This is a genomic window from Streptomyces monticola (assembly GCF_042665355.1).
Classification (GTDB): Bacteria; Actinomycetota; Actinomycetes; order Streptomycetales; family Streptomycetaceae; genus Streptomyces; species Streptomyces monticola.
The window spans coordinates 20478-42751 of record NZ_JBHTCF010000009.1 but is presented as its reverse complement, the minus strand read 5'-3'; the positions used below and the strand labels follow the sequence as shown (position 1 = coordinate 42751).

The 22274-nt window shown below is 69.8% G+C and carries 18 protein-coding genes and 1 tRNA gene; 7 read left to right on the top strand and 12 right to left on the bottom strand.

All coding sequences use genetic code 11. From position 1 onward, the window contains the following. Positions 1–2 precede the first annotated feature (2 nt). The 8 genes from ACFQVC_RS21455 to ACFQVC_RS21420 form a co-directional block, all read right to left on the bottom strand. Positions 3–629 carry a lytic transglycosylase domain-containing protein gene (locus ACFQVC_RS21455; RefSeq protein WP_381832498.1) on the bottom strand — a complete coding sequence of 209 codons (627 nt, stop codon included), beginning with the start codon at positions 627–629 and terminating at the stop codon, positions 3–5. Beyond that, on the bottom strand, positions 626–1633 hold the full coding sequence (locus tag ACFQVC_RS21450) for a replication-relaxation family protein (RefSeq protein ID WP_381832495.1): 1008 nt from the start codon (positions 1631–1633) through the stop codon (positions 626–628). Before ACFQVC_RS21450 ends, ACFQVC_RS21455 begins: the two co-directional genes overlap by 4 nt. 20 nt (positions 1634–1653) lie before the next feature. Continuing rightward, entirely contained in the window at positions 1654–4050 is a 2397-nt protein-coding gene (locus ACFQVC_RS21445) for a type IV secretory system conjugative DNA transfer family protein (RefSeq protein ID WP_381833137.1), read from the bottom strand. 5 nt (positions 4051–4055) lie between these two features. Next, entirely contained in the window at positions 4056–5846 is a 1791-nt protein-coding gene (locus tag ACFQVC_RS21440; protein WP_381833134.1) for a VirB4 family type IV secretion system protein, read from the bottom strand. A 62-nt stretch (positions 5847–5908) separates the two neighbouring features. Then, positions 5909–6868 (bottom strand): PrgI family protein, encoded by a 960-nt coding sequence (locus ACFQVC_RS21435; RefSeq protein WP_381832492.1) that lies wholly within the window; start codon positions 6866–6868, stop codon positions 5909–5911. A 23-nt stretch (positions 6869–6891) separates the two neighbouring features. Beyond that, on the bottom strand, positions 6892–8538 hold the full coding sequence (locus ACFQVC_RS21430) for a TrbL/VirB6 family protein (protein WP_381832490.1): 1647 nt from the start codon (positions 8536–8538) through the stop codon (positions 6892–6894). 353 nt (positions 8539–8891) lie between these two features. Further along, entirely contained in the window at positions 8892–9233 is a 342-nt protein-coding gene (locus tag ACFQVC_RS21425) for a pilin (RefSeq protein ID WP_465270597.1), read from the bottom strand. Between the two features lie 195 nt (positions 9234–9428). Further along, positions 9429–10253, bottom strand: coding sequence for a hypothetical protein (locus ACFQVC_RS21420; RefSeq protein ID WP_381832487.1), 825 nt, complete (start codon positions 10251–10253; stop codon positions 9429–9431). Between the two features lie 516 nt (positions 10254–10769). Here ACFQVC_RS21420 and ACFQVC_RS21415 point away from each other — a divergent pair. From ACFQVC_RS21415 to ACFQVC_RS21405, 3 genes are all read left to right on the top strand, one after another. Beyond that, a complete protein-coding gene (locus tag ACFQVC_RS21415; protein ID WP_381832484.1) occupies positions 10770–11309 on the top strand; it encodes a hypothetical protein in 540 nt (179 codons plus the stop codon). Beyond that, a complete protein-coding gene (locus ACFQVC_RS21410; RefSeq protein ID WP_381832481.1) occupies positions 11306–12283 on the top strand; it encodes a TRM11 family SAM-dependent methyltransferase in 978 nt (325 codons plus the stop codon). Before ACFQVC_RS21415 ends, ACFQVC_RS21410 begins: the two co-directional genes overlap by 4 nt. Before the next feature lie 356 nt (positions 12284–12639). Continuing rightward, positions 12640–14352 (top strand): recombinase family protein, encoded by a 1713-nt coding sequence (locus ACFQVC_RS21405; RefSeq protein WP_381832478.1) that lies wholly within the window; start codon positions 12640–12642, stop codon positions 14350–14352. Here the strand turns inward: ACFQVC_RS21405 and ACFQVC_RS21400 are convergent. After that, positions 14334–14418: transfer RNA gene (locus tag ACFQVC_RS21400), tRNA-Leu, on the bottom strand. The two genes, ACFQVC_RS21405 and ACFQVC_RS21400, sit on opposite strands and share 19 nt — an antisense overlap. Before the next feature lie 189 nt (positions 14419–14607). On the opposite strand from ACFQVC_RS21400, the gene ACFQVC_RS21395 reads away from it, so the two are divergent. The 3 genes from ACFQVC_RS21395 (at position 14608) to ACFQVC_RS21385 (ending at position 17289) form a co-directional block, all read left to right on the top strand. Next, positions 14608–15933: a M20/M25/M40 family metallo-hydrolase gene (locus tag ACFQVC_RS21395; RefSeq protein WP_381832475.1), complete on the top strand. Its 1326-nt coding sequence runs from the start codon at positions 14608–14610 to the stop codon at positions 15931–15933. A 205-nt stretch (positions 15934–16138) separates the two neighbouring features. Then, the gene (gene chpH, locus ACFQVC_RS21390) at positions 16139–16372 is read left to right on the top strand and encodes a chaplin ChpH (protein ID WP_381832472.1); all 234 of its coding nucleotides are present in this window, start codon (positions 16139–16141) and stop codon (positions 16370–16372) included. A 140-nt stretch (positions 16373–16512) separates the two neighbouring features. After that, positions 16513–17289 carry a chaplin gene (locus ACFQVC_RS21385; RefSeq protein ID WP_381832469.1) on the top strand — a complete coding sequence of 259 codons (777 nt, stop codon included), beginning with the start codon at positions 16513–16515 and terminating at the stop codon, positions 17287–17289. A gap of 135 nt (positions 17290–17424) precedes the next feature. Here ACFQVC_RS21385 and ACFQVC_RS21380 read toward each other — a convergent pair whose 3' ends face one another. Continuing rightward, positions 17425–17613 (bottom strand): DUF5703 family protein, encoded by a 189-nt coding sequence (locus ACFQVC_RS21380; RefSeq protein ID WP_175410115.1) that lies wholly within the window; start codon positions 17611–17613, stop codon positions 17425–17427. Between the two features lie 47 nt (positions 17614–17660). Between ACFQVC_RS21380 and ACFQVC_RS21375 the strand changes: the two genes are divergently transcribed. After that, the gene (locus tag ACFQVC_RS21375) at positions 17661–18404 is read left to right on the top strand and encodes a hypothetical protein (RefSeq protein ID WP_381832465.1); all 744 of its coding nucleotides are present in this window, start codon (positions 17661–17663) and stop codon (positions 18402–18404) included. A 182-nt stretch (positions 18405–18586) separates the two neighbouring features. On the opposite strand, the gene ACFQVC_RS21370 is transcribed toward ACFQVC_RS21375, so the two are convergent. Together ACFQVC_RS21370 and ACFQVC_RS21365 are read right to left on the bottom strand one after the other, a co-directional pair. Then, on the bottom strand, positions 18587–21220 hold the full coding sequence (locus ACFQVC_RS21370) for a helix-hairpin-helix domain-containing protein (RefSeq protein WP_381832463.1): 2634 nt from the start codon (positions 21218–21220) through the stop codon (positions 18587–18589). Continuing rightward, positions 21217–22200, bottom strand: coding sequence for an aldo/keto reductase (locus ACFQVC_RS21365; protein ID WP_381832460.1), 984 nt, complete (start codon positions 22198–22200; stop codon positions 21217–21219). Before ACFQVC_RS21365 ends, ACFQVC_RS21370 begins: the two co-directional genes overlap by 4 nt. Positions 22201–22274 lie beyond the last annotated feature (74 nt).

Here is a 22274-nt window from a genome sequence, read left to right as displayed (position 1 = left end):
TTCTAATAGGTCACTGCCGCCCGAACGGTCGGGCCACGGCAGCCGCACCCGCTGGCCGTCAAATCAACCAGAGGACACCGCACTTGGCGCGGGTCAGTAAGCTCCTGGGGACCCACCAGCAGAGCGGCTGCCGTAGACCACAGATAATCGCAGTAGTGCCAGATGGATCGGTTGAGGTCCCGGCCGTGGCGGGCACCGTTGGCGCACAGCAGGCGGGCGGCGGCGTACACGGCATCGACGGGGTCCCACGGAGTCGGTGGCTTCCTGCCGCCTGGAGGCACCGGGTAGGCATAGGCCTTGAAGGTCGACGGGAGAAACTGCATAGGTCCCACCGCTCCTGCCGAGGAGATCATCGTGGGATGCCGTCCGTGATCGGTCTCAACCTTGCCGATCGCGGCCAGGATCGACCACGACAGTCCCGGACACTCCGGTGCCGCACGCTGGTAGAGGGCGAGCATGAACGCCGGGATGTCGGCCAGCGCGTGCTTGCTCGGTGCTGCGTCGGCAGTCCCTGCGCTGCCACCCGGCGCCAGGGTCCCCAGTACGGCCACCACCCCGATCGCGACAAGGAACGGCACGGCGAGCAGCACGCAGCCCATGCTGCCGACAGCCTTGGTGAGCGGGTTCATTGGGGCAATGGGGGTGGAAGGGGCGGAACGGGGATGGTGAGCACGGTGTCTGTGTCCGTGGGTTCCAGGTCAGTGGGCGCGGTGGCCGCGGTCCACAGCTCAGCCAGTCCGGTCAGCGTCGTACGGCGAGCTCCCGGCGCAATGGGCGTCCACCAGCGATCCCACGGGGTGGCCGTGGTGAAGTCCGCAGAGCTTGTGGCGACGCGCATGGATAGCCCGCGTACGGGCTCGGCCAGACGGCGACGTACCGCCAGGTCCCGGGACTGGGTGCGGGTGTGGATGAGCAGGACGGGGCTGGCGCCCGTGGTTGTTGCGAAAGCGGCGTAGCCGTCTAGCTTGGCTTCCAGACGGGCGAGTTGGTACGAGCCCGTGTCGTACTCCAAGAAGAATGGAAGGAGCAGGTCGTCGCCGCCGGCGTCACTGGGCGCGGTCCAGTTCCCGTAGGCATCGGGACGGACCAGATCCCCCCAGCGGCGGGCGCAGGATCGTTCCGAAAGCCACAGAGTGAGGACGTCTCCTGGGGAAGTGCGGGCGCGGGCCGACAGACGGGCCATGAGCGTGTTGGTGCCGACTGTATGGCCAAGGAACGGTGAATAGGCGATGCGCGCGGTTGCGTCGGGGCGCCAGCCGGTGCCCGCCAGTTCGCAGGCTCCTTGAGCCGCGAGAACGGCGGCGCCGGCACGGCCGAGTGTGTAGTGCTCGGGTGCTGACCCTGTGAGCCGTTGCGGGCGGAAGGAATCCAGGATGCCGAGGTCGTGGAGGGTGCGCAGGCGCCGCTGGGCGGATCGGAGGCTGCTGAAGGCGAGCATGCTGATGTGGTCCGTGGTCAGCACTCGGTGTTCGTGCAGCATGGCGATCAGCCACAGATCTCGAGGCGTGAGGCGGCGGGTGAGCGAGGCTGCGTCGGCGTGGCGCGACGGTGTGCTGGTGCGGCGACGTGTGAGGACGGTGCGTGAGGAGTACGGCGATCCCGGCGTTGGATGCGCGCGGGGCAATGTGGGCATGCGGAGCACCTCCGAAATGGTCAGAGCGGGCGCCTGGGTGAGCGGGGCGCACCGAAGTGGACAGCGGCCGCGTCCCGCAGGGCCCGAGCCCTGCCGGGCACAGGAGAGGGCAAGGGGCGGGTCGTGAAAGTGAATGCCGCCGACTCCGCACCGCCGGTCAGCAGGTGTGCGGCGGCCTGGTACGGGCCGAGGTGCGCCAGGTCATGCGCGGTCAGGGTCGGCAGGGTGTGCCGCTCGAGCGAACTCGCGTCCTCCGGGGAGGCGTTGAAGAAGACCTTGTTTCGGGCATTCGCGGAGATGCCCTCCTTCAGGTCCCGCGGGAGCTGGGCGAGGTGCTGATGAGCGAGGACCATCGAAAGTCGGTAGCCGCGCGCCTCCGCGAGCATGTCCTCCAGCGGATACGGCAGCGTGAGGAAGTTGTGCGCCTCGTCGATGCTCAACGAGGCATCAATCCGCTGGTGTTCGGGAGTGCGGGCGCGCGCACTGGCGGCCTGCCAGGCTTTCGCGACGATGAATGAGCCGAGTAGACGGGCCGTCTCCTCACCGAGGGCACCTTTGGGCAGCCGTGCGAGGAGGATGCCGCCGTCCAGGACCTGGGCGAGGTCGAAGGTGGAAGGGCCCGCGGCGATGGCTCGGCGGGCGAAGTCGCGCAGCAAGAAGGCGCGGAGCTTGTTCATCACCGGTCCGACCACGGCCGCGCGGGACGGCTCGGAGAGCGACTCGTACCAGGCCCAAAAGCCGCGCAGCACTGGATCTTTGAGAGTGGGGACGATGCGCAGGCGGTAGGCGGGCTCCCCAAGCAGGCGGGGGACTTCCGCCAAGGTCACCAACTGGCCTGACGCGGCTGCGTATTTGAGGAGCGTGAGACAGGCCGCCCGCATCACGTCGTCCGTGCGCGGGCCCCAGAAGGCGCTGAAGATACGCCGGAAGATGCCGGTGATGTTGTCCACGACGACGTCGATGTCCGTGCCGTCCAGGACGTTGAGACAAGGCGGAGTGTGCGGATCGTCCGGATCGATGAGCACGAGACGGTCGGCGCAGGAGTCGGGCAGCCGAGCGAGGAGATCGGCGACCAGGTCACCCTTCGGATCGATGACGATGACGCCACGTCGGTTGTGTACGTCGTCGAGCGCGAGATTGGCGATGAGCGTGGACTTGCCGGAGCCGGTCGCGCCCAGCAGGTGCAGGTGATGCCGGGCGTCGGGCACCGTGAATCCGACGGAACGCCTGGCCCCGGTGTCTGATCGCCCCAGTGGCTTCACGCCGTTGCCCCGCACAGGTTCGGGCACGGTGGGCGACGGGAGCACCGATCGGGCGCCCGCCCGCTGCACGCCAGGGGCGTCCGGGTCGGCCGGGAGGTGGGCGAGGGCGGCGAGTTCGGGCACCGACAGCAGGCTGCTACGGCGGGGGAAGCGGCGTAGAGCGAGTGCTTGGTGAGAATTCGTGAGGCGTGTGCGGACGAACCAGTTGCGGTCGGCGTACAGGCCGAACGCGGAGGCCAAAGCGTGGGCCCGGCCGCGTACGACGTCCTGGCCTCGCGGCGTTTTCGGAGCGCAGGCCGCGGCGTAGGTGATGGCTGTCTGCCACTGCGGACCGGCAAGTTTGGCAGCCGACTGACGTACGGCGGCACCGTGCTCGGGGTCCTGCTTGCCCGTGGCAGCAGGCTGGCGTCGGTGGATGAGGAGCGCGGTGAGGGCCGGGAGCCGAGGTGAGGTGTGTCCTGCCTTGAGCCGACGAGCCTGGCGGCGGACCCGGCGCAGGGCCGAGCCGGTGGCCGGGCGAGCCAGGATCTGCACGCAGGCACTCTCGCCCTCGGCCATGCCGGTGGCGGCCTGCAGCAGCGCCCGAAGCGGATCCGCCTTGTGGTCGTAGCGAAGTGGAAGTGCGTCGGGGCGGGCGAGCCGCAGTCGGCCGGCGGTGGTGGTGTGATCGTTCGGGATGGGAGCAGGAGGGTCGGTGACGCGGGTGTGGGCTCCGGGCCAGGCGGCCTCCACCGCTCGGCGAACGAGCGGCAGCGGAATCGAGGCGGGGGTCCACATGCGGATGGTCATTCCGACGCTGTCCCAGGCGTATTCGAGGCTGAGATGCGGCTGGCCGCTGATCAGCCGGCGCCACCAGGGCCGGAGCAGGCCGGAGAGTTGGGCCCAGAGGACCTCTCCGCCGCGCTCGGCGACGACGGGCGGGGCGAGGATCGTGATGCACCGCGCGTCATCGGCGAGAGCGCGGGAGCGGCGTCGATCGACCACGCGGTACGCCGATACACCTGCACTCACTGATGCCATCGCGGCTGCGATGAGGACGGGAGCGTTGCGGCCTGCCCACACCAGGGCAGGGCGGGTCAGCTGGGCCCACAGTTGGCCGGGATCGCTGAGGAACTCCGACAACAGGCCGCCGGGTTGGGTCGCTACGAGCAGCATCGCGGTCATAGCTCGGCCCACCCGGTGAGTTCGGAGGCACCAAGTGGGCAATCGACGTATGGATCCTCAGACTCCGCTGCCTCGGTGCGCTGCGCGGCAAGCTCAGCGGGGTCAGTAGTAATCACTTCGTGTTCTCCCGGCGCTGCCACGCTGAGAAGTGCGACTTTGTGGCGCTGGCCGGAGAGCAGGAGGATCTCGCCCTTCCCTGCAGACAGCAGGAAGGCCCGTTCCCCGTGGGAAAGATGGAAGTTGTCGCTGATCGTGTCGATGGCTTGAGGGGCCTGGCGGAGGAGGATCTGGGTGGCGGAGTTGGCCACCACCGCCCGGCCCAGTGGCGAGGACAGGACGTCGTCGGCGTCCTGCGTCACGACGGCAAGGCCGGTCCAACGTTTGCGCGACGCCTTCGCCATACGGAAAAGGAAGCGGGCCCCTGCGCCTTCGCGCATCAGCACCCACGCCTCGTCGACCACCACCAGGTGCTTGCCGGTTCGGTCACTGCGGGAGACCTGCCGCCAGATCGCGTCCAGCGCGAGCAGCATGGCCGGCGCTTTGACCTCCTCTGGCAGGTCACGCAGGGCGAAGACCACCAGGTGCCCGGTGGCGGGCGTCGCACTGGGGCCGTTGAACAAGCCGGCGTGCGAGCCGCCGATGTACGGAGCGAGCCGGTCGGCCAGTTCGGTTGCTGCGGCACTTTCGTCCTCGGCGAGTGCGACTGCGAGATCAGCAAGAATGGGAGGCGTACGGCGCCAGGTGCGTGAGTCCGTCGTGATCCCCGCTCGTGCGTAGGCCGCGAGAATCCCGCGGTCGAGGGCCGCTTTCTGCGCCGCAGTGAACTCGGTGGTGAGCAGCACAGCCAGGAAGGTGTGGAGGAACAACACCCGGCGCATGAGCAGGTCCGGCTCGGTTCCCAGAGGCAGGTCGAAGGGGTTGATCCTGACGCCCGTAGCACCGAGCCGCAGCACATGGCCGCCGGCGGTCTCGGCGAGCCGGACGTATTCGTTCTCGGGGTCGACCACCGATGCGGTGACACCGGTGAACAGCAGCCGCAGCAGCTCCAGCTTGGTCAGATAGGACTTGCCTGCGCCGGAGCGGGCCAGGGTGATCGAGTTGTAGTTGTCCTGAGCAAAGCGATCCCAGATCACAGGTGCACCGGATGCCGAGTTCAGTCCGTACAGGACGCCGGTCGGTGTGCCGTCCGCGTCGACGGCCGGTGGCAGGTCAGGGCTGGTGAAGGGGAAGCAAGCGGCAAGGGCGGCGGTGTCGAACGTACGGCGGACCTTGAGGGTGTCGATGCCCAGGGGAAGGGTCGACAGCCAGCCTGGAAGCGCCCGATAGGTCGTGGGAGCAGTGCTGATGAGGAGGGACTCGGCGATGGCCCGTACTGCGGAGGCCTCGGCGGCGAGCGTGTTCTCGTCGCCCGCGTGGATGGTCAGGTAGAGGCCGACGCGGAAGAGCTTTCCTTCGCCGCGGGCGATCCGGTAGGCGAGGTCGGCGGCGTCTTGGGCGGCTGCTTCGGCCTCCGGGTCGTCCAGTTGGCCCTTCTCGAAGCCAGTCCGCCGGCCTGCCTCCAGCCGGGCGCGCTGCTTCTTCAGCCCGGAGGCCGCGACGGCGTTGGGGACGGGTTCGATGTGGAGAGCGACGTCGAGGCGACCGGGATAGTTGAGCAGGGGCGCCAGCCAGCCAGGGCTGACCTCGGCCGGGTAGCCGGTCGCCACCAACGTGGTGACCAAATGCGATCCGACCGCGAGGCAGCGGGCGTGTACCTCGATCGCTTCCGGTCCTGCAATCTCGATCAACTCGCGGGCGGAGACGGGTTGATGACTGATGTGACCGGTCCGGGAGGACCGGCGGGTGCTGGTCAGCCGGAACACGGCTCCTCCGTCTCTGCTCCATGCTCGTTGCCGCCGGGGAGGGAAGGATCGTCCGGATTGCAGGCGCTGGTGACGAGGCTGGCGGCCTGTGGGGCGTCCAACACGACAGTTTCGATCTCGGCCGCTGCCAGACCGCGTGCCGCTTCACTGATCCGTTGCGCTGCACGACCTCCGGCGTCGGAGGCCCCGGCGGTACGACCTTCGCGTGTCACGATCACGATCTGCCGTGCGGCCAGATCCCTTGCTTCGGCGAGATCGGTCAGGAACGAGGCGTGTGCTCGGGCGGCACTCTCCAACGCAGGATGTGGCAGCTCCGGTGCGATGTGGTGGATCCGGTCCACGAGAGGGCCGAGGTTGATCCGGTGGGAGCGGAGGAGGATCTGGGTCGGCCCGGTCAGAGAGTTGAGCCAGCGGGCGAACGCGGCTGTCAGGCCGTGCTGTTCGGCCCCGGAGCGCAGGTCGAGGTTGACCGTTGAGCAGGTGGCCAGCGCCGCTTGGCCGTCCCGTCCCAGGTCCAGGACCCCCGTGTCTGTGACACCCTCGTACGGCATGCGCATGGCTGTCGGCGGCCTGTCGGCAGCACCGGCGAACTGGGCTCTCACAGAGTCCGGCAGCGGCGGAACACCTTCCGGAGCGTGAACACGCTGCTTGGGCGTACGAGCATGAGCGATCCCGGCGCGCAGGAAGCGGTCGAGGGTCAGCCCCTCTCGGCGTCCAAGGGCAATCGCCGTACCCATCCCCGCGATGGGGGTGACCAGCACCAGGTACGCCAGAGGCGCCATGAACGGGCGAGCTGCCCAGTAGCCCCCGTACAGGACCAGCGCGAACACGGCGAGAATCGCCGTCTGACGAGCGGACAGCGGACCAAGAATGCGGTCTTCGCGTTCGATGTCGGCGGGAATGCGAACCGAGTAGTGCTCATACGAATCATCGTTGGGGCCGCTCACGGCGGTCACCTCCCGGACGGGCGCTAGGAGCGCGGACGCTCAAGGGGCAGCCGCAGCTGCATGGGACGTGCCGGACGCACACGCACTCGGGGCGCGGGGATCGGTAGGGCCAGCTGCCGACCGGGAGACCTCGGCTTCGGTTGCGATTGCGGTGTCGATCGCGACGTGGCGTCGGTTTGCCGGGCCGGAGAGCTTGAAGGAGGCAGGGTGCTTGGAGGTGGCGGAGCGATCGGTCTTGGGACACTCGGTCGGCGCGTTTCCCTGGCCGGCTGCCGCCCCTGGCCGGGACCGGGTCCGGAGCCTGAGGGGCGGCCCGGCACTCTGCTCACCGGTATCGGCAGCTCCAACTGACGGGTGATGCGGGCCTGTGAGGGATGGACCACCGAACGTGGGTTCTCGGGCCCCCTCTTCGTTGAGGTGGGTGCGGTGCGGTGTGCCGGTGCTGCTGCCCGCGAGCTGGCGGTCGGTGACGACGACGGGGTTGGCGACGGCAACGGCGCTGGCTTCGATGTCGGCTCAGCGGCAGTTCGGCGGGCCGCCGGACCATTGGCCCTGGGAGGGCGGCGGGGTGTGGTCGGAGCCGCCGATCGTCGGCCCCGAACCCCCTCAGCCAGCGCCCGGCCGCCACGCAGCAAGAACCCAGCCGGTCCTCCGAGTGCTGGAAGTGGCCCGCGGCCGACACCAGCACCCGGGCCGCCTCCGCCGCCATGGCCGCCCCCGCCTCCACCACGTGGACCTCCGCCCCCTCCGAAACCGCCTCCACCGCCGGGCCGCCGGCCTGGGCCGAAGAGCCCCGGCATGGCCCGGCCAAGGAGTCGCCACATCGCGATGGTCTGCACGATGCGCACAGGCATGGGCATCTGCGGGCTCACAGGGGTGGCACGAAATACGACCCGCATGCACCAGCCGGGGATCTTGAACAGCACCCAGAACAGAGCAAGACCGGCCAGCATCGTGCCGAGCTGGTTGGGCTTGGGAAACCCGAGCAAGGTGGCACCGGGCGCGAAGAACAGCTTCAAAGCGACGATGAACGTCATCGACTGGGCGACCTGGATGGTCAGACAGCCTGCGAGGCCACGCCACCACAGACGCGCCACAGGGTCCGTTGCCGGATGGGCGTGGCAGGAGAGCGCGACTGGGGCGGCAACGGCCAGCACGGCGATGAGCGCGACCCGCACGATGAAGCCGATCACCACCGCGAGGATCATGATGATCGTGACGACGGCGATCAGAAGCAGGTACAGCTTCAGCCCCGCGACTCCGCCGAGTGCGAAGGGGACGACCCGCTCCACCAAGCCCTTCCCGGCATCGCTCATGTCGGTGCCCAACACGGCATGCGAGAGGGCGTTCGCGACGCTGATGGCCTTGCCCATGACGGTCAGAGACATCGACGCCGCGATGATTCCGATCAGCAGCCGTGGAGCGATCTGCTTGACGGCGTACCGGGTCTGCACGGTCTCGTATCCCATGACCGTGACGCCGCCCACCGTCACGAACAGCACGTAGATTCCGGCGGCCATAGCGAGTGACCCCGCCCACAGGCGCTTGATGTCACCTTGCCTGGTGACGTCAGGCGTGGACAGCAGCGTGTCGGCGAGGACTTCCCGTAGAGGCTTCATGGCCTGCTCGATGAGCATGCCGAGGAACGCCGTGATCCCGTTCACGATCATCCCTGGGACATCGAAGAGACCCCAGGTGGTGCCCTTGTCGCAGGGAAAGCCACCCACCTCACACGCGGGTGGAGTCGGGCCTGGGGTCGGCTCCGGCTCCTGCGGCCGGTCATCAGGGCCTGGTGTTGGCCGATCCGGGGGCGGGGTGGGGCCAGGGGCCGGATCGGGCTGGGGCGAAGGTCGCGGCCCGGGGGTGGGGCCAGGCCCCGGCTCGGGCTCGGGATCGGCAGGGAGCACGCTTGCGGCAACCGGCGCCGCAGCTGCGTACGCCACCGAAGTGGACGGGGCAGCCTGCAACAGCACGACGCCGACGAGCAGAAGCCCACGAGTGATACCGCTCAGGCGGACTTTCATCACCCGGCCCCCACGATGCTCTTGAGGACAGTGAGCAGAACCGGGGCAAGAATGGCGAGGCCATAGCCGATCGCCGCCGACTTCAACGCTCGCTTCGCTCCTTCGACTTCGCCCGGGTCGCCGCCGGCCATCAGATAGCGCACTCCGCCGAATGTCAGGAACAGAGTGGCCAGGCCCGCGAGGATTCCCACGATCCAGTTCCGCAGATTCGAGATCACCTCCGGCACCGTGGCCACCGCCCACGAGGCGGGCGGGTCGGCGAGCAGCGCGACGATCGCAGCCGCAGCCACGAAGGCCGTACGAGCCAGCCGGCGGCCGTGCCTTCCATGTGAGTGGGACACGTGCAACACCTCCTCCGAGACCGGATGCGCGAAGTCGAGACGTGAGGGAAGGACGCCGCAGTGGGTGTGCGGGGGCAGCGCGCCGGCACGCGCACCTCCTCGCAGGAGAGGGGGACCGGCAGGCTTCTCGGGTGTCAGCACGAGACGCTGCACACCCACCACGGCGGAGAGCCGCGATGGCACGGCGGCTCTCGTCTAGAGATGGGAGAGCGTGCCGTCGTCTTGTGCCACGGCGCTGCGCGCCCGCAGCCACTCCGCCAGCCTCTGCTCGGCGTCCTGCCGTTGCCTGTACAACTGGCGCAGCGAGCGGCCGGGGCCGCCCACGAGGTCACGCATTGGCGTTCCACCCAGGCGGCTTCGGGCGACCAATTGGGCTTCTTGGAGCGTGACTACGTGCTCGTGTACGGCCATAACGAGCAGCCCGTACTCGTCACCCGCATCCTCTGCGGCAAAGGCGTCCGCCACATCAGGGACGAGTCCTCGCGCGAGGTCCTCCACGTCGTCAAAGCAGTCCACGCTCACAGCGCGCGCCGAGCGAGCCGCCGCGTACAGGACACGATGCCGCGCTCGGTCAACGGCCCGCGCCAGACACCGTTCCAGCTCCGGGTCCCGCCAGTCGACGACGCACAACTCCTCGGTGAGCTCCGCGAGCATCTCCTGCTCGATCTCGCAGCGATCCACACACCCGTGCCGGGGCACGCGCACCAGGAGCCTCCGCATACGCGGCATCATCATTCCCAGAGCAGCGGTCGACCACGGCTCAGCGAACTTCTGCGCCCGCCGCACGACTTCCGCCCAGATCCGGGCGCGATCTTCAACCGTCGTGCTCGGGTGCGCCAACCGCCCTCGCATTCGGTCGATAGCCACCTCACCCGACGGCGCACTCGCTCGGAGCAGATGGCCGGGCAGGGTGAGGGGCGTCGCGCTGCGGGCGAGTTCGAGGAAGGCCGCCTCGACGGCCTCAAAAGGAGTAGCTCGCGCCGAGTAGGCGACGGGCAGAGGGGCGGATGTACGGTGCATGGCGAACTCCCAGGGAGCCGGGCGGTTGGATCGCCGCCATCACGCCAGCCCGCCGCGCCACTTCAGCGCCACCGCCGAGCCGCCCCCGTGCCATCCGAGAGGCAACGGCCTCACCCGCGCGATGACCCGCAGTTGGCCCGTGGCCCTGCTGATCACCTCACTCGTCCGATCGGACCCCGGAGCCGCCCAGAACATAAAGATCTTGAAACTTTTGCGAGAGCACGAGCGGCCGAGGTAACCAGTCACCATCGCGATCGCGGGGTGGCTCCCAGATGGCTCCCGACTGGCTCGCACCGCCCACGACCAGCAGGTTCCTCCTCAACTCCCCCGGAGATGGCGAAAGCACTTCCGTCCATCTCCCATTACGGATGTCAGCACGTCACGCCAGGCACGCGCCGAGCACGCCGACTCATGGCGCCTACGCACACCCCCGAAGTCCCCTGCACCCTCTGGCTTCCCACTCCGGATCAGCCGCCCACGGCACCGGATGACGGAGCAGTACTGCCCGCATGGGCCATGGCCAAGATCCGCAAGGAGTTTGTGCAGTCGAGCCGTGACCGTCTTCCATGCATCGTTACGAAGATCGCCATCCAGGACACCGAGCCGGGCATGGACGCACGCATGCCCTGCACCAACTACCCCGAGGCGGCCACCAGCGACGGCGCCGTGGACAGCCCGCGCCTGCTGCTCGCCGAGCTTCACCCCGACACGCTCCGCGCCCCCACCGAGGACTGGACGGCCGCAGGGTACGCGTCGTCCGGCGGCATGGAAGACGGCTGGCCCGGCTTCTTCCACCGCGCCCACCATTACCTGCGCCACGGTGAACTGCTGCTCCTCGCCACCCGTCAGCGCCGCGACGCCGGACGCCTCACCGATCCCCTCGGCTCGCTGATCGCCTGCGCGCGCACGGCAGGCTTCCGCTACCTGCAGCACATCGTCATCATCCACGGCCACGCAACGGGCAACCAGATCGTCCCTACCCCACCGGAGAACGCCCCACCGGGCCTGATCCACAGTGACCTGCTCGTGCTCAGCTCCCAGGGGGTCCGGCCGTGACCGTGAGCCTTGCCTCGGTATGGAACACCGCCCCCACCTCAGCCCCCGCCCAGCGCAAGGACCGCTACGTGCCCGGGTCCTCCGCGCACCCGGCCAAGATGCTCCCGGTCCTCGCCGCGCACGCCATCCTGGCTTACACCCGGCCCGGCGAGACGGTCCTGGACCCGATGTGCGGAATCGGCACCACCCTCGTCGAAGCCATTCACCACGGCCGCAATGCCCTCGGGGTGGAGTACGAACCCAAGTGGGCCCACCTCGCCCGCCGCAACGCCGTCTCCGCCATGCTCGACGGCGGCAACGGCCACGGCTCGGTCGCCTGCGGCGACGCCCGCGATCTGCCCGCTCTGATCCCCGCCGAACACCATGGCAAGATCGCGCTCGTCCTCACCTCACCGCCGTACGGACCCTCCGTCCACGGACAGGTCCGCTCCAGCCGCGAGACCGGCCAACGCGGTGTCGTCAAAAGGGACTTCCGCTACAGCCACGACCCCTACAACCTCGCCCACGTCCCCACCGACGCACTTCTGGATGCCTTCACCGACATCCTCACCCAATGCCGACGTCTGCTCCGGCCCGGCGGAACCGTCGTAGTCACCACCCGGCCCTGGCGCGAACGCGGTGAACTCATCGATCTGCCCAGCGCCGCCCTCGCCGCCGGGGAAGCCGCCGGCCTCATCCCCACCGAACGCAACGTGGCTCTCCTGGCCGGCATCCGCGACAGCCGACTGATCCCGCGCCCGTCGTTCTTCCAGATGAAGAACGTCCGCGACGCCCGCCGCCAAGGCACCCCGCTCCACCTCATTGCGCACGAGGACGTGCTGGTGTTCACCAAAGCCGCTCCTCCGGCTGGGACTTGCCGATCCGAATCGTCCCGCGGAAGCTACGAGCAGCACACTTACTCCGCCCGGAAGCCGCCCACCGCGGCCACGTACCGCTCTCGGACCAGCACCGGTAGGCATCGTCATGCCCTATGACGGCCACAACTCCACGCTCTGGCCGAGCCATTTCACGCTGAGCTTGTATCCGGGAAACGCTGGTGCAGAGCCGCCCCGGCAGGCAGAACGATGACCTCTCGCCCGCGGCCCGAGCAACCGCCTGCTGACTTCCGCGTCGTATTCGAGGTGATCGAGCCACCGCTCACGCCGACCGCCGCCGCGACCCTTCTGCGGATGATCAACAGGCACATTGAGCGGGCTGGCTCTCTGACCCCAGACCGTCTATCGGTGGACGCCGACGTCGACGACCAGCGAAATGAGCCCGACCGGTGACGAACGAGAATCCTCCCGTGTGGCTGCGCTCCGGCCGGAATTCCTCACCGTCAGGAACCGCGGTGGCACAAACCCCGACCCGGTTCGCCTTCTGCGGGCGCGTCTCCACAGAGGACCAGCAAGACCCGGACGCCTCCCGCCTGTGGCAACTCCGCCGGGCCAAAGCACTCATCGAGCCCACCGGTGGAACGATCGTCACCGAGTACTTCGACATCGGCCACACCCGCGCCCTGCCCTGGAAGCGTCGCCCACAGGCCTCCACACTCCTGAGCACCCTCCCGAGTCCGAACCGGGACTTCGACGCCGTAGTGATCGGCGAACCGCAACGCGCGTTCTACGGCAACCAGTTCGGCAACACCTTCCCGCTCTTCGTCCACTACGGCGTACCACTCTGGGTGCCGGAAGTCGGCGGGCCCATCGATCCCGAGAACGAAGCCCACGACCTGATCATGTCCGTCTTCGGCGGAATGTCGAAGGGCGAACGCAACCGCGTCAAGGTCCGTGTCCGTGCTGCCATGGCATCGCAAGCTGCCATGGAAGGCCGCTTCCTCGGCGGGCGGCCACCGTATGGCTATCGGCTCCGCGACCTCGGCCCCCACCCCAACCCAGCCAAGGCCGCCGACGGCAAACGCCTCTACGGCCTTGAGCCGGACCCGGTCACCGCGCCCATCGTCGCGCGGATCTTCACCGAGTACCTGCGCGGCCTCGGCATCTTCGCCATCGCGGAGAACCTCACCCGCGACGGCATCCTCAGCCCGTCCGCGTACGACCCGGCTCGCAACCCACACCGCGACACCCGCGCCTGGGCCAAGAGCGCCGTCCGCGCGATCCTGACCAACCCGCGCTACACCGGCCGCCAGATCTGGAACCGCCAGAGCAAGTTCGAGGCTCTCCTCGACATCGACGACGTATCCCTCGGCTACACCACGGCGATGCGCTGGAACACCCAGGACAAATGGATCGTCTCCAAGGCCATCGTCCACACCCCACTGGTCGACGACGAGACCTTCGCCCAAGTGCAAGACGTCCTCGCCACCCGCGCTCGGAAGAGCGCACCCCACCAGCAGCACCGCACCCGCAACCCGTATCTGCTCCGCGGACGCATCACCTGCGACGTATGCAGCCGTCGCATGCAAGGCCAGTGGTCCCACGGCACGGCGTACTACCGGTGTCGGTTCCCCGAGGAGTACGCCCTCGCCAATCGGATCGAACACCCTCGCAACATCTTCCTGCGCGAGTCGTGGATCACACCGCCCCTCGACGATTGGCTCGCGAGGGCTTTCATGCCGCACCGCATTGACAACACCATCGACCTCATGGCCGCCGCACAGCCGGACATCGAGACCCAGGACGCAACAGAGACCGCCGCGCGCGCCATGATCGCCGACTGCGACGCCAAGCTGGCCACCCACCGCGCCGCCCTCGAAGCCGGCGCCGATCCCAAACTCGTCACAGAGTGGATGACCGAGACTCAGGCCAAGCGAGCCCGCGCCGAAGCCGAGCTACGCACCGCCAGCCGCGGCGTAGACGTCCGCATGAGCCGCGACGAGATCGCCCGGCTCGTGCGCTCCGTCAGCGATCTCGGCGCCGTGATCCGGCAAGCCGAGACCCAGGACAAGGCCGATATCTACCGAGAGCTCGGGCTTGCGCTCGCCTACATTCCTGGCCGGACGATGGTGCGGGCCGAGATCCATCTCGACCCGCACGGAAACGACAAAACCCCACGGCTTCAGAGAAACCGTGGGGAAATGGTCTGTGTCCGAGGGGGGACTTGAACCCCCACGCCCGATAAAGGGCACTAGCACCTCAAGCTAGCGCGTCTGCCATTCCGCCACCCGGACCGGTGACCCGCGGTTTCCCGCGGCGACGTGGAAAACCATAGCAAACATTCGAGGGCCCCCGATCACACCCCGGTAGGGCCTTCGACGCCTCGTGAACGGCGTATTACGGGCGGTGCCCTGCCTTGGGAGGTGAAGGGTGGGCGCGGGAGGATGAGGGGGACCACCAGCGGCAACTCGGGAGGAAGCAGCGTGAGCGAGTCGAGCACGGGCCGGAAGGTCACAGGCGAGGACGAGGTCGTCGACCTCTGCCGCGACCTGATCCGGATCGACACCAGCAACTACGGCGACCACTCGGGGCCCGGTGAGCGCAAGGCCGCCGAATACGTCGCGGAGAAGCTCGCGGAGGTCGGCCTCCAGCCGCAGATCTTCGAGTCCCACCAGGGCCGCGCCTCGACCGTGGCGCGGATCGAGGGCGAGGACCGGTCCAAGCCGGCGCTGCTGATCCACGGCCACACCGACGTGGTGCCGGCCAACGCCCAGGACTGGACGCACCACCCCTTCTCCGGCGAGATCGCCGACGGCTGCGTCTGGGGCCGGGGCGCGGTCGACATGAAGGACATGGACGCGATGACCCTCGCGGTCGTACGCGAGCGGATGCGCACCGGGCGCAAGCCCCCGCGCGACATCGTCCTGGCCTTCCTCGCGGACGAGGAGGCGGGCGGCACCTACGGCGCCCGGTATCTCGTCGACAAGCACCCGGACCTCTTCGAGGGCGTGACCGAGGCGATCGGCGAGGTCGGCGGCTTCTCCTTCACCGTGAACGAGAATCTGCGGCTCTACCTGGTCGAGACCGCCCAGAAGGGCATGCACTGGATGCGGCTCACCGTGGACGGCACGGCCGGGCACGGGTCCATGACCAACAACGACAACGCGATCACCGAGCTGTGCGAGGCGGTCGGTCGTCTCGGCCGGCACCAGTGGCCGGTGCGGGTCACCAAGACCGTGCGGTCCTTCCTCGACGAGCTCTCCGACGCCCTCGGCACCGAGCTCGACCCCGAGGACATGGAGGCCACCCTCGCCAAGCTCGGCGGTATCGCCAAGATGATCGGGGCGACGCTCAACAACTCCGCCGCGCCCACCATGCTCGGTGCCGGGTACAAGGTCAACGTCATCCCGGGCCAGGCCACCGCCCATGTCGACGGCCGCTTCCTGCCCGGTTACGAGGAGGAGTTCCTCGCCGACCTCGACCGTCTGCTCGGCCCGCGTGTCCAGCGTGAGGACGTGCACGCCGACAAGGCCCTGGAGACCGATTTCGACGGCAAGCTGGTCGACGCCATGCAGACCGCGCTCAAGGCCGAGGACCCCATCGCGCGGGCCGTGCCGTACATGCTCTCCGGTGGCACCGACGCCAAGTCCTTCGACGATCTGGGTATCCGCTGCTTCGGCTTCGCGCCGCTGCAGCTGCCGCCGGAGCTGGACTTCGCGGGCATGTTCCACGGAGTGGACGAGCGGGTTCCGGTGGAGGGCCTCAAGTTCGGCGTGCGTGTGCTCGACCGGTTCATCGACGCTTCCTGAGCAGCCGTTTCGTACCTGCGCCGGTGCTGCCTCGCGCCCACGTTTCCGCGTACCGACTGCTGAAACGAAACTCCAATAATCGCCAGCGCGTGCGCACTTGACTGAAAAGAGTGAAAGGAACCATAGGCTCGTAGCTCGAATCCATCCTCCTCGTTACAGGTGGTGCAGTCCGCGGCTGGGACTGCATTGCCAACAAGGAGGAATAATGATCAAGAAGGTCGTCGCTGCTGCGGCTGCCACTGGTGGTCTGGTGCTCGCCGGCGCGGGTATGGCCGTCGCCGACTCGGGTGCCCAGGGTGCTGCTGTGAAGTCCCCGGGTGTCGTCTCGGGCAACGTTGTTCAGGTGCCCGTGCACGTCCCGGTGAACGCCTGTGGCAACACGGTCTCCGTGATCGGGCTGCTGAACCCCACCTTCGGCAACACCTGCACCAACGCGTGACGTTGTGCCTCACCCCATGAGGGTCTGAGTCCGCCGGCCCCGGAGTGCGATCCATGCACTCCGGGGCTGTTGGGCATTCGGCGCGCGTCCCACCGCGTGGGGCGTGCGCACTCCAGTAGGTCAAAGGCAGGGAAGAACCTATGCGACAGGTCACGCGCAAAGGCCTGATCACAGTGGCGGCCGCGACCGGCGTACTCGCCGTGACCGGCGGGTACGCACACGCCGACTCGGGCGCGGACGGCAGCTCGGAGCGGTCGCCCGGCGTCCTCTCCGGCAACAACGTCCAGCTCCCGGTGGACGCTCCCGTGAACGTCTGCGGGAACACCGTCAACGTGATCGGACTGCTGAACCCCGCGACGGGCAACAGCTGCGACAACACCTCGGGCGGCGGCGCCCAGACGGAGAAGCCGGGCGGTGCCGCGGCGGAGGGCCGCAGCAGCGACTCGTCCGGTGTCGCCTCGGGCAATGCCGTGCAGGTGCCCGTGGACGTCCCGGTGAACGTCTGCGGCAACAACGTCACGGTCGGCGGCGCGGGCAACGCGGTGGGGGGCAACAGCTGCGGCAACGACTCCGGTGATGTCACGCCTCCGGGCAACGACACCCCGGAAGAGCCGCCGCAGCAGCCGGAGGAGCCGGGCGAGCCGGAGGAGCCGGGCGAGCCGGAGGAGCCCGGGAAGCCGGACACCCCCGACAGCCCGAACACGCCGGACAGCCCGAACAGCCCGAACACCCCGGACAGTCCCGACAGTCCGGTCGAGCCCAACGAGCCGGGGACGCAGATCGTCACCCCGCCCAAGGGCTCCTCGCACCTCGCGCAGACCGGCAGCGACGTGCCGCTCGGCGTGGTGGTCCCGGTGAGCGCGGGTCTGCTCCTCGCGGGCGCCGTGCTGTACCGCCGGGCACGCCAGGAGGCGTAGCGCGGGCAGAGCACGACAACGGAGTGGGCCCTGCGGCTGCGGGGCCCACTCCGTTTGTGCAGGGCGGACATACGTCGCACTCGTACGCCCAACGCGCGTGGCCGCCGAGACGGACCACACCGCGTACGGCATCCGTCACCAGGTGGCGCGCACCTGGCGGATGATCCGGCGCCGCAGCCGCACCTTGCGGCTGCCGTCCCGGCGAAGGCTCAGTCGGTCCAACTCCCAGTGCCCGTACTCCGCGTGGTCGGTCAGGAGGCGGGTGGCTTCCTTGCGTGAGACCCCTCGGGGGACATACACGTCGACAAATTCGTATTCCGGCATCGCATCTATTGTGCGGGCAACGCCCAGGTACGGATAGCGTCTGCACTATGTCTGATGCTGCGCAGCCCAGTGCTGCCGAGGTACGCGCCGCCGCCGAGGCGGTCAAGGCCGCGCTCGACGCCCACCTGGCGGCGGTCGAGCAGAGGTCGGGGGAGGACGACCAGGCTGTCTACGAGGCGTTCAACCAGCTGGCCGCGGCGGCGGAGGCGTACGACGAGCTGCTCTACGACGCCTACGACGAGGTCACGCCCTTCGAGATCCCCGGAGCGGAGGACACCCTGCCGCCCTACAAGGGCCCCGAGGAGCCGAACGCGCTCAGTGTGCTGATCCGCCGGGACTACACGGTCGTGGAGCCCCAGCGGCTGCGCGCCCAGGCGCAGCGCGTGGCCGATCTGGACGCGGACACCACGGCGGGCGAGGCTTCGGCCGCGGGTGTGGTGGGGAACAGCGTGCATGCCGCGCTCGGCGTCCTGTTCGGTGAGTTCGAACCGGATGAAATCGCCTCGCGCCACAAGGAGTTCGGGCTGGAGGAAGGTGACTCCACGCTGTGGGTGACGGCGACGGACGAGCCGCCGGAGCCGGGGGAGTGGCTGGACGTGCCCTTCGACCAGGCCGACCCGCAGCAGATCGTCTGCCGCTTCGACGTCAGCGCCGTCTTCGACGAGGAGCTGGGGGACGATGACGAACTGGACGACGACATCGAGGACGAGGCCGAGGGCGAACTGTCCGATGCCGACGGCGAACTGGACCTCGGCGACGACGATCTGGAGCCGCTGGACGCGGACCGCTGAGCGCGGACCGCTGAGCGCGGACCGCTGAGCGCTCCGCGGGAAGCCCGGTGCATCATCTGCGGGTGCGTCGTGGCTGGTCGCGCAGTTCCCCGCGCCCCTTTTGGGGCGCTGGGGATGACGCTCGGCTCCCGTCAGGGACCTGACGGGAGCCGAGCGCCGTATCCGGCGACCGCGTCCTGGAGCTACGTCCGCGGCTGGTCCGCCGACGGGAGCTGTGCGCGCAGCAGCGTCTGCAGCCTGGTCGTCCGGGGCTTCGCCGGTACCTCCGCGACGGCGCGCGGCAGGGCCTGCTCCACTCCGTGCACCACGGACAGATGCCGCTCACCGCGGCTGAACGCCGTGTAGACCCACGCCCTGGTGAGTCCCTGCGCCGCGTCCCCCGGCAGCACTGCCACCGCCGCCGGCCAGCGCTGTCCGGCGGCCTGCTGCGCGGTCAGCGCCCAGCCGTGCCGCACCGACTGCTCGACCCTGTCCTTGGGTACGACGACGGGGTCGCCCTCGCACTCCAGGTGCAGGCCTTCCGCGTCGGCGCGCACCACACGGCCGAGGCGGGTGCGGCCGGACCCCGCGGTGGCGTAGGCCACGCGGTCACCCGGGTCGAAGCCGCCGAACCGGCCGGGGCCGGGGTTGAGGCGCTCCTTCAGTGCGGCGTTCAGCGCGCGGGTGCCCGCCGCGCCGCCGTGGCCCACCGTGATGACCTGAGTGGCGTCGGCCGGGAGCTGGAAGGCCCGGGGCACCGAGTCCGCGACGAGCTGCACCGTGCGGTGCACCGCCTCGCCCGCGTCCCGCACGGGCACGATCACCACTTCCTTGCCGGGGGCGGCCACTTGGTTCAGCTCGCCGATGCCGATGCCGGAGACCAGCTCGCCGATCGGCCCCTCGTCGGGGGTGCGGGAGACGACGACCGGGCAGCCGCGGGCGGCGAGCACATCGGCGAAGACCCGGCCCGCGCCCGCGGACCACAGCACGCCGGGGTCGCCGCTGAGCAGCAGCCGGGCGCCGTCCGGCAGCGACTCCACGAGCATCGCCGCCGTCTCGACGTCCAGCTGTGGGGCGTCGAGGACGACGAGCAGATCGAGGGCCAGCGCCCCCTCGGAGTCACGGCCGGGGCCCTCGGCACCGGACAGCAGGCCGTGGACGGTGACGACGGCGGGCGCGGTGTCTGCGGCCTCCGGCGCCTCTTGGGGGGATGCGGCGGCCAGGCTCCGGGCGAACACCCGGCGGCCGTAAGCGGTGTGCGCGGCGGCACAGACGCGCAGGCCCGCGGACGCGGCGGCGGCCACCAGAGCGGCGGGCTCGGCGCGCGCCGCCTCGCCCCCTGTGTGCAGGACCAGGCTGTGTCCGGCGACGGCGCGGATCAGCTCGGCCGTCGAGCCCTTGGCCGCATCGGCGGCGGAGAGCAGCTCCGAACGCTCCTGACTCTCTTCCTTCACAAGGGAGTTGACCACTCGGGCGAGCCCGTCGGCGAGGCTCTCCTCGGCGAGTGCGCAGCGCTCCAGGCCGACGAGGACGCGTACGGGCTGCTCCTCCTCGTCCTGCTCGTCCCCCTCGGACTCGGCGCCGGAAGCAGGCGCGACCGGGGCCGGGGCGGCGGCACCGGGGGCCTGGCTGTCCAACGCGTCCTGGAAGACCAGGAGATCGCCCTCGGAGATGGCGCTCTGCACCGCGGCGTCGGGGTCCGACACCGCGTACCGCCCAAGGGCCGATTCGAGGGTCGTGGCGTCCAGGGCGGTGTGGCCGGCGACGGCGGCCTGCTCCAGGAGCCAGACCGCGACCGCGCGGCTCCTGCGCTCGTCGTCCGGGCCGCAGGCGTCGCCGAGGAGGGCACGGGCGAAGCCGTCGGCCTGCTCCGGGCGCACTCCGGGCACCCTGAGGAGCCGCCAGGGGTCCTCGCGCAGCAGGGTGTCCGCGCCGTCGCCGAGCGCCGCTGCGGCCGGCTCGGCGAGGGCGCCGGGGGCGCCGCCCTCGGCGAGGACGGCACGGACCGTGCCGACGGTCTCCGCGGCGGGCTCGGCCGGTGTCCTGACCGGTGCGGGCGGCTGCGGCCTGCGCGCCTGCTCGGGGGCGGGGCGGCGGGAGGCGGGCTCGGCCGCGTCGAAGACCCGGGATGCGGGCTTCTCGCCGCTCTCCACCGCGCGCACCGCGGCGAGCAGATCGGCGGCCTTGCCACTGAGCTTGGTGCCGCTCGCGACCGGCCCCTCCTTCTCGGCCTTGCGCCGCTCGATACGCTCCCGCAGCTCGCGCTGCGCGGCCAACTCGGCCTCGGCTTCCGAGACTTGCTCCCCGGCTGCGCCGGCATCGCCTGTGGTGGTCTGCTCGTCCGTGGAGACCACGTCGGCTCCACCCTGTGCGGCGGCCTGCTCGTCCGTGGAGGTTCCGTCGGCTTCGTCTTCGGTGGCCTGTCCGTCCGTGGAGGCCCCGTCGGCTCCACCCTGTGCGGCGGCCTGCTCGTCCGTGGAGGTTCCGTCGGCTCCACCCTGTGCGGCGGCCTGTCCGTCCGTGGAGGCCCCGTCGGCTTCGTCTTCGGCGGCCTGCTCGTCCGGGGACGCTCCGCCGGCTGTGTCCTGAGCGGGGTGCTCAGGCTCGGAGGCGGCCTCGGCTTCGCCCTGGGCGGCGGGCCGTCCGTCCGTGGAGGTCGCATCGGTCGCGTCGGCCGGGTCCTGGGCGGACCGCTCGGGCGCGGAGGTCTCGTCTGCCCCGTCCCGCGCCCCGGGCACGTCGGCTCCCTCGGCCGCGGCCTGTGCCGCGCCGTCTTCGGCGCCGGGCTCGTGCGCGGGCGCCCCGGTCTCCTCCGCGGCAGCGGACTCCGTACTCACAGCGTGCTCCAGTCCTGGTCGGGGTAGCGGTGCACGGGCGCCGACACATCGTCGAGCGCCTGGCAGATCTCGTCAGGAAGACTAAGGCTCTCCACTGACAATGCCGCCGTGAGCTGCTGCGCGTTGCGCGCGCCGACGATCGGGGCGGCCACTCCCGGGCGGTCCCGGACCCAGGCGAGGGCGACCTGGAGCGGGGTGGCCGCGAGGCCGTCAGCCGCCGTCGCGACCGCGTCCACGATGCGGCTCGCCGCGTCGTCGAGATACGGCGCGACGAACGGCGCCATGTGCTCCGACGCGCCCCGCGAGTCCGCGGGCGTCGCATGGCGGTACTTGCCGGTGAGGACCCCGCGCCCGAGCGGTGACGACGGCAGCAGGCCGACGCCGAGGTCGAGCGCGGCGGGCAGCACCTCCCGCTCCACGCCCCGCTGCAGCAGTGAGTACTCCATCTGCGTGCTGGCGAGGCGGGTGCGCACACCGGGCGCGGCGAGCTGCCACGTCGCGGCCTTGGCGAGCTGCCAGCCACAGAAGTTGGACACCCCCGCATAGCGGGCCCGGCCGCTGCTCACCGCGATGTCCAGGGCCTGAAGCGTCTCTTCGAGCGGGGTTCCGGGATCGAAGGCGTGCACCTGCCACAGGTCGACATGGTCGGTGCCCAGACGCTGGAGCGAGGCGTCCAGGGCGGCGAGCAGATGGCCGCGCGAGCCGTCGAAGCGCCGGTCCGGGTCCGGCACACTGCCCGCCTTGGTCGCGATGACCAGATCACGGCGCGGCACCAGGCCCTCGATGAGCTGGCCGAGGACATACTCCGCCTCCCCGTCGCCGTACACATCGGCTGTGTCGACGAGGGTGCCGCCCTCCTCCCAGAAGACCTTCAACTGGTCGGCGGCGTCGTGCTCATCGGTGTCCCGGCCCCACGTGAGGGTGCCGAGGCCGATCCGGGACACACGCAGGCCGGTACGGCCGAGATGCCTCTGCTCCATGGGCGCTGAGATTACTGGTCACTTGTCGCACCTGTGTTGCCCTGTGGACAACCGGGCACTGACGGATCGACCAG

What these genes read in the sequence shown, in the direction of transcription:
- ACFQVC_RS21455 (WP_381832498.1), bottom strand. Translation starts at nt 629, where the DNA reads ATGAACCCGCTCACCAAGGCTGTCGGCAGCATGGGCTGCGTGCTGCTC.
- ACFQVC_RS21450 (WP_381832495.1), bottom strand. Translation starts at nt 1,633, where the DNA reads ATGCCCACATTGCCCCGCGCGCATCCAACGCCGGGATCGCCGTACTCC.
- ACFQVC_RS21445 (WP_381833137.1), bottom strand. Translation starts at nt 4,050, where the DNA reads ATGCTGCTCGTAGCGACCCAACCCGGCGGCCTGTTGTCGGAGTTCCTC.
- ACFQVC_RS21430 (WP_381832490.1), bottom strand. Translation starts at nt 8,538, where the DNA reads ATGATCGTGAACGGGATCACGGCGTTCCTCGGCATGCTCATCGAGCAG.
- ACFQVC_RS21420 (WP_381832487.1), bottom strand. Translation starts at nt 10,253, where the DNA reads ATGCACCGTACATCCGCCCCTCTGCCCGTCGCCTACTCGGCGCGAGCT.
- ACFQVC_RS21415 (WP_381832484.1), top strand. Translation starts at nt 10,770, where the DNA reads ATGGCCAAGATCCGCAAGGAGTTTGTGCAGTCGAGCCGTGACCGTCTT.
- chpH (WP_381832472.1), top strand. Translation starts at nt 16,139, where the DNA reads ATGATCAAGAAGGTCGTCGCTGCTGCGGCTGCCACTGGTGGTCTGGTG.
- ACFQVC_RS21385 (WP_381832469.1), top strand. Translation starts at nt 16,513, where the DNA reads ATGCGACAGGTCACGCGCAAAGGCCTGATCACAGTGGCGGCCGCGACC.
- ACFQVC_RS21380 (WP_175410115.1), bottom strand. Translation starts at nt 17,613, where the DNA reads ATGCCGGAATACGAATTTGTCGACGTGTATGTCCCCCGAGGGGTCTCA.
- ACFQVC_RS21375 (WP_381832465.1), top strand. Translation starts at nt 17,661, where the DNA reads ATGTCTGATGCTGCGCAGCCCAGTGCTGCCGAGGTACGCGCCGCCGCC.
- ACFQVC_RS21365 (WP_381832460.1), bottom strand. Translation starts at nt 22,200, where the DNA reads ATGGAGCAGAGGCATCTCGGCCGTACCGGCCTGCGTGTGTCCCGGATC.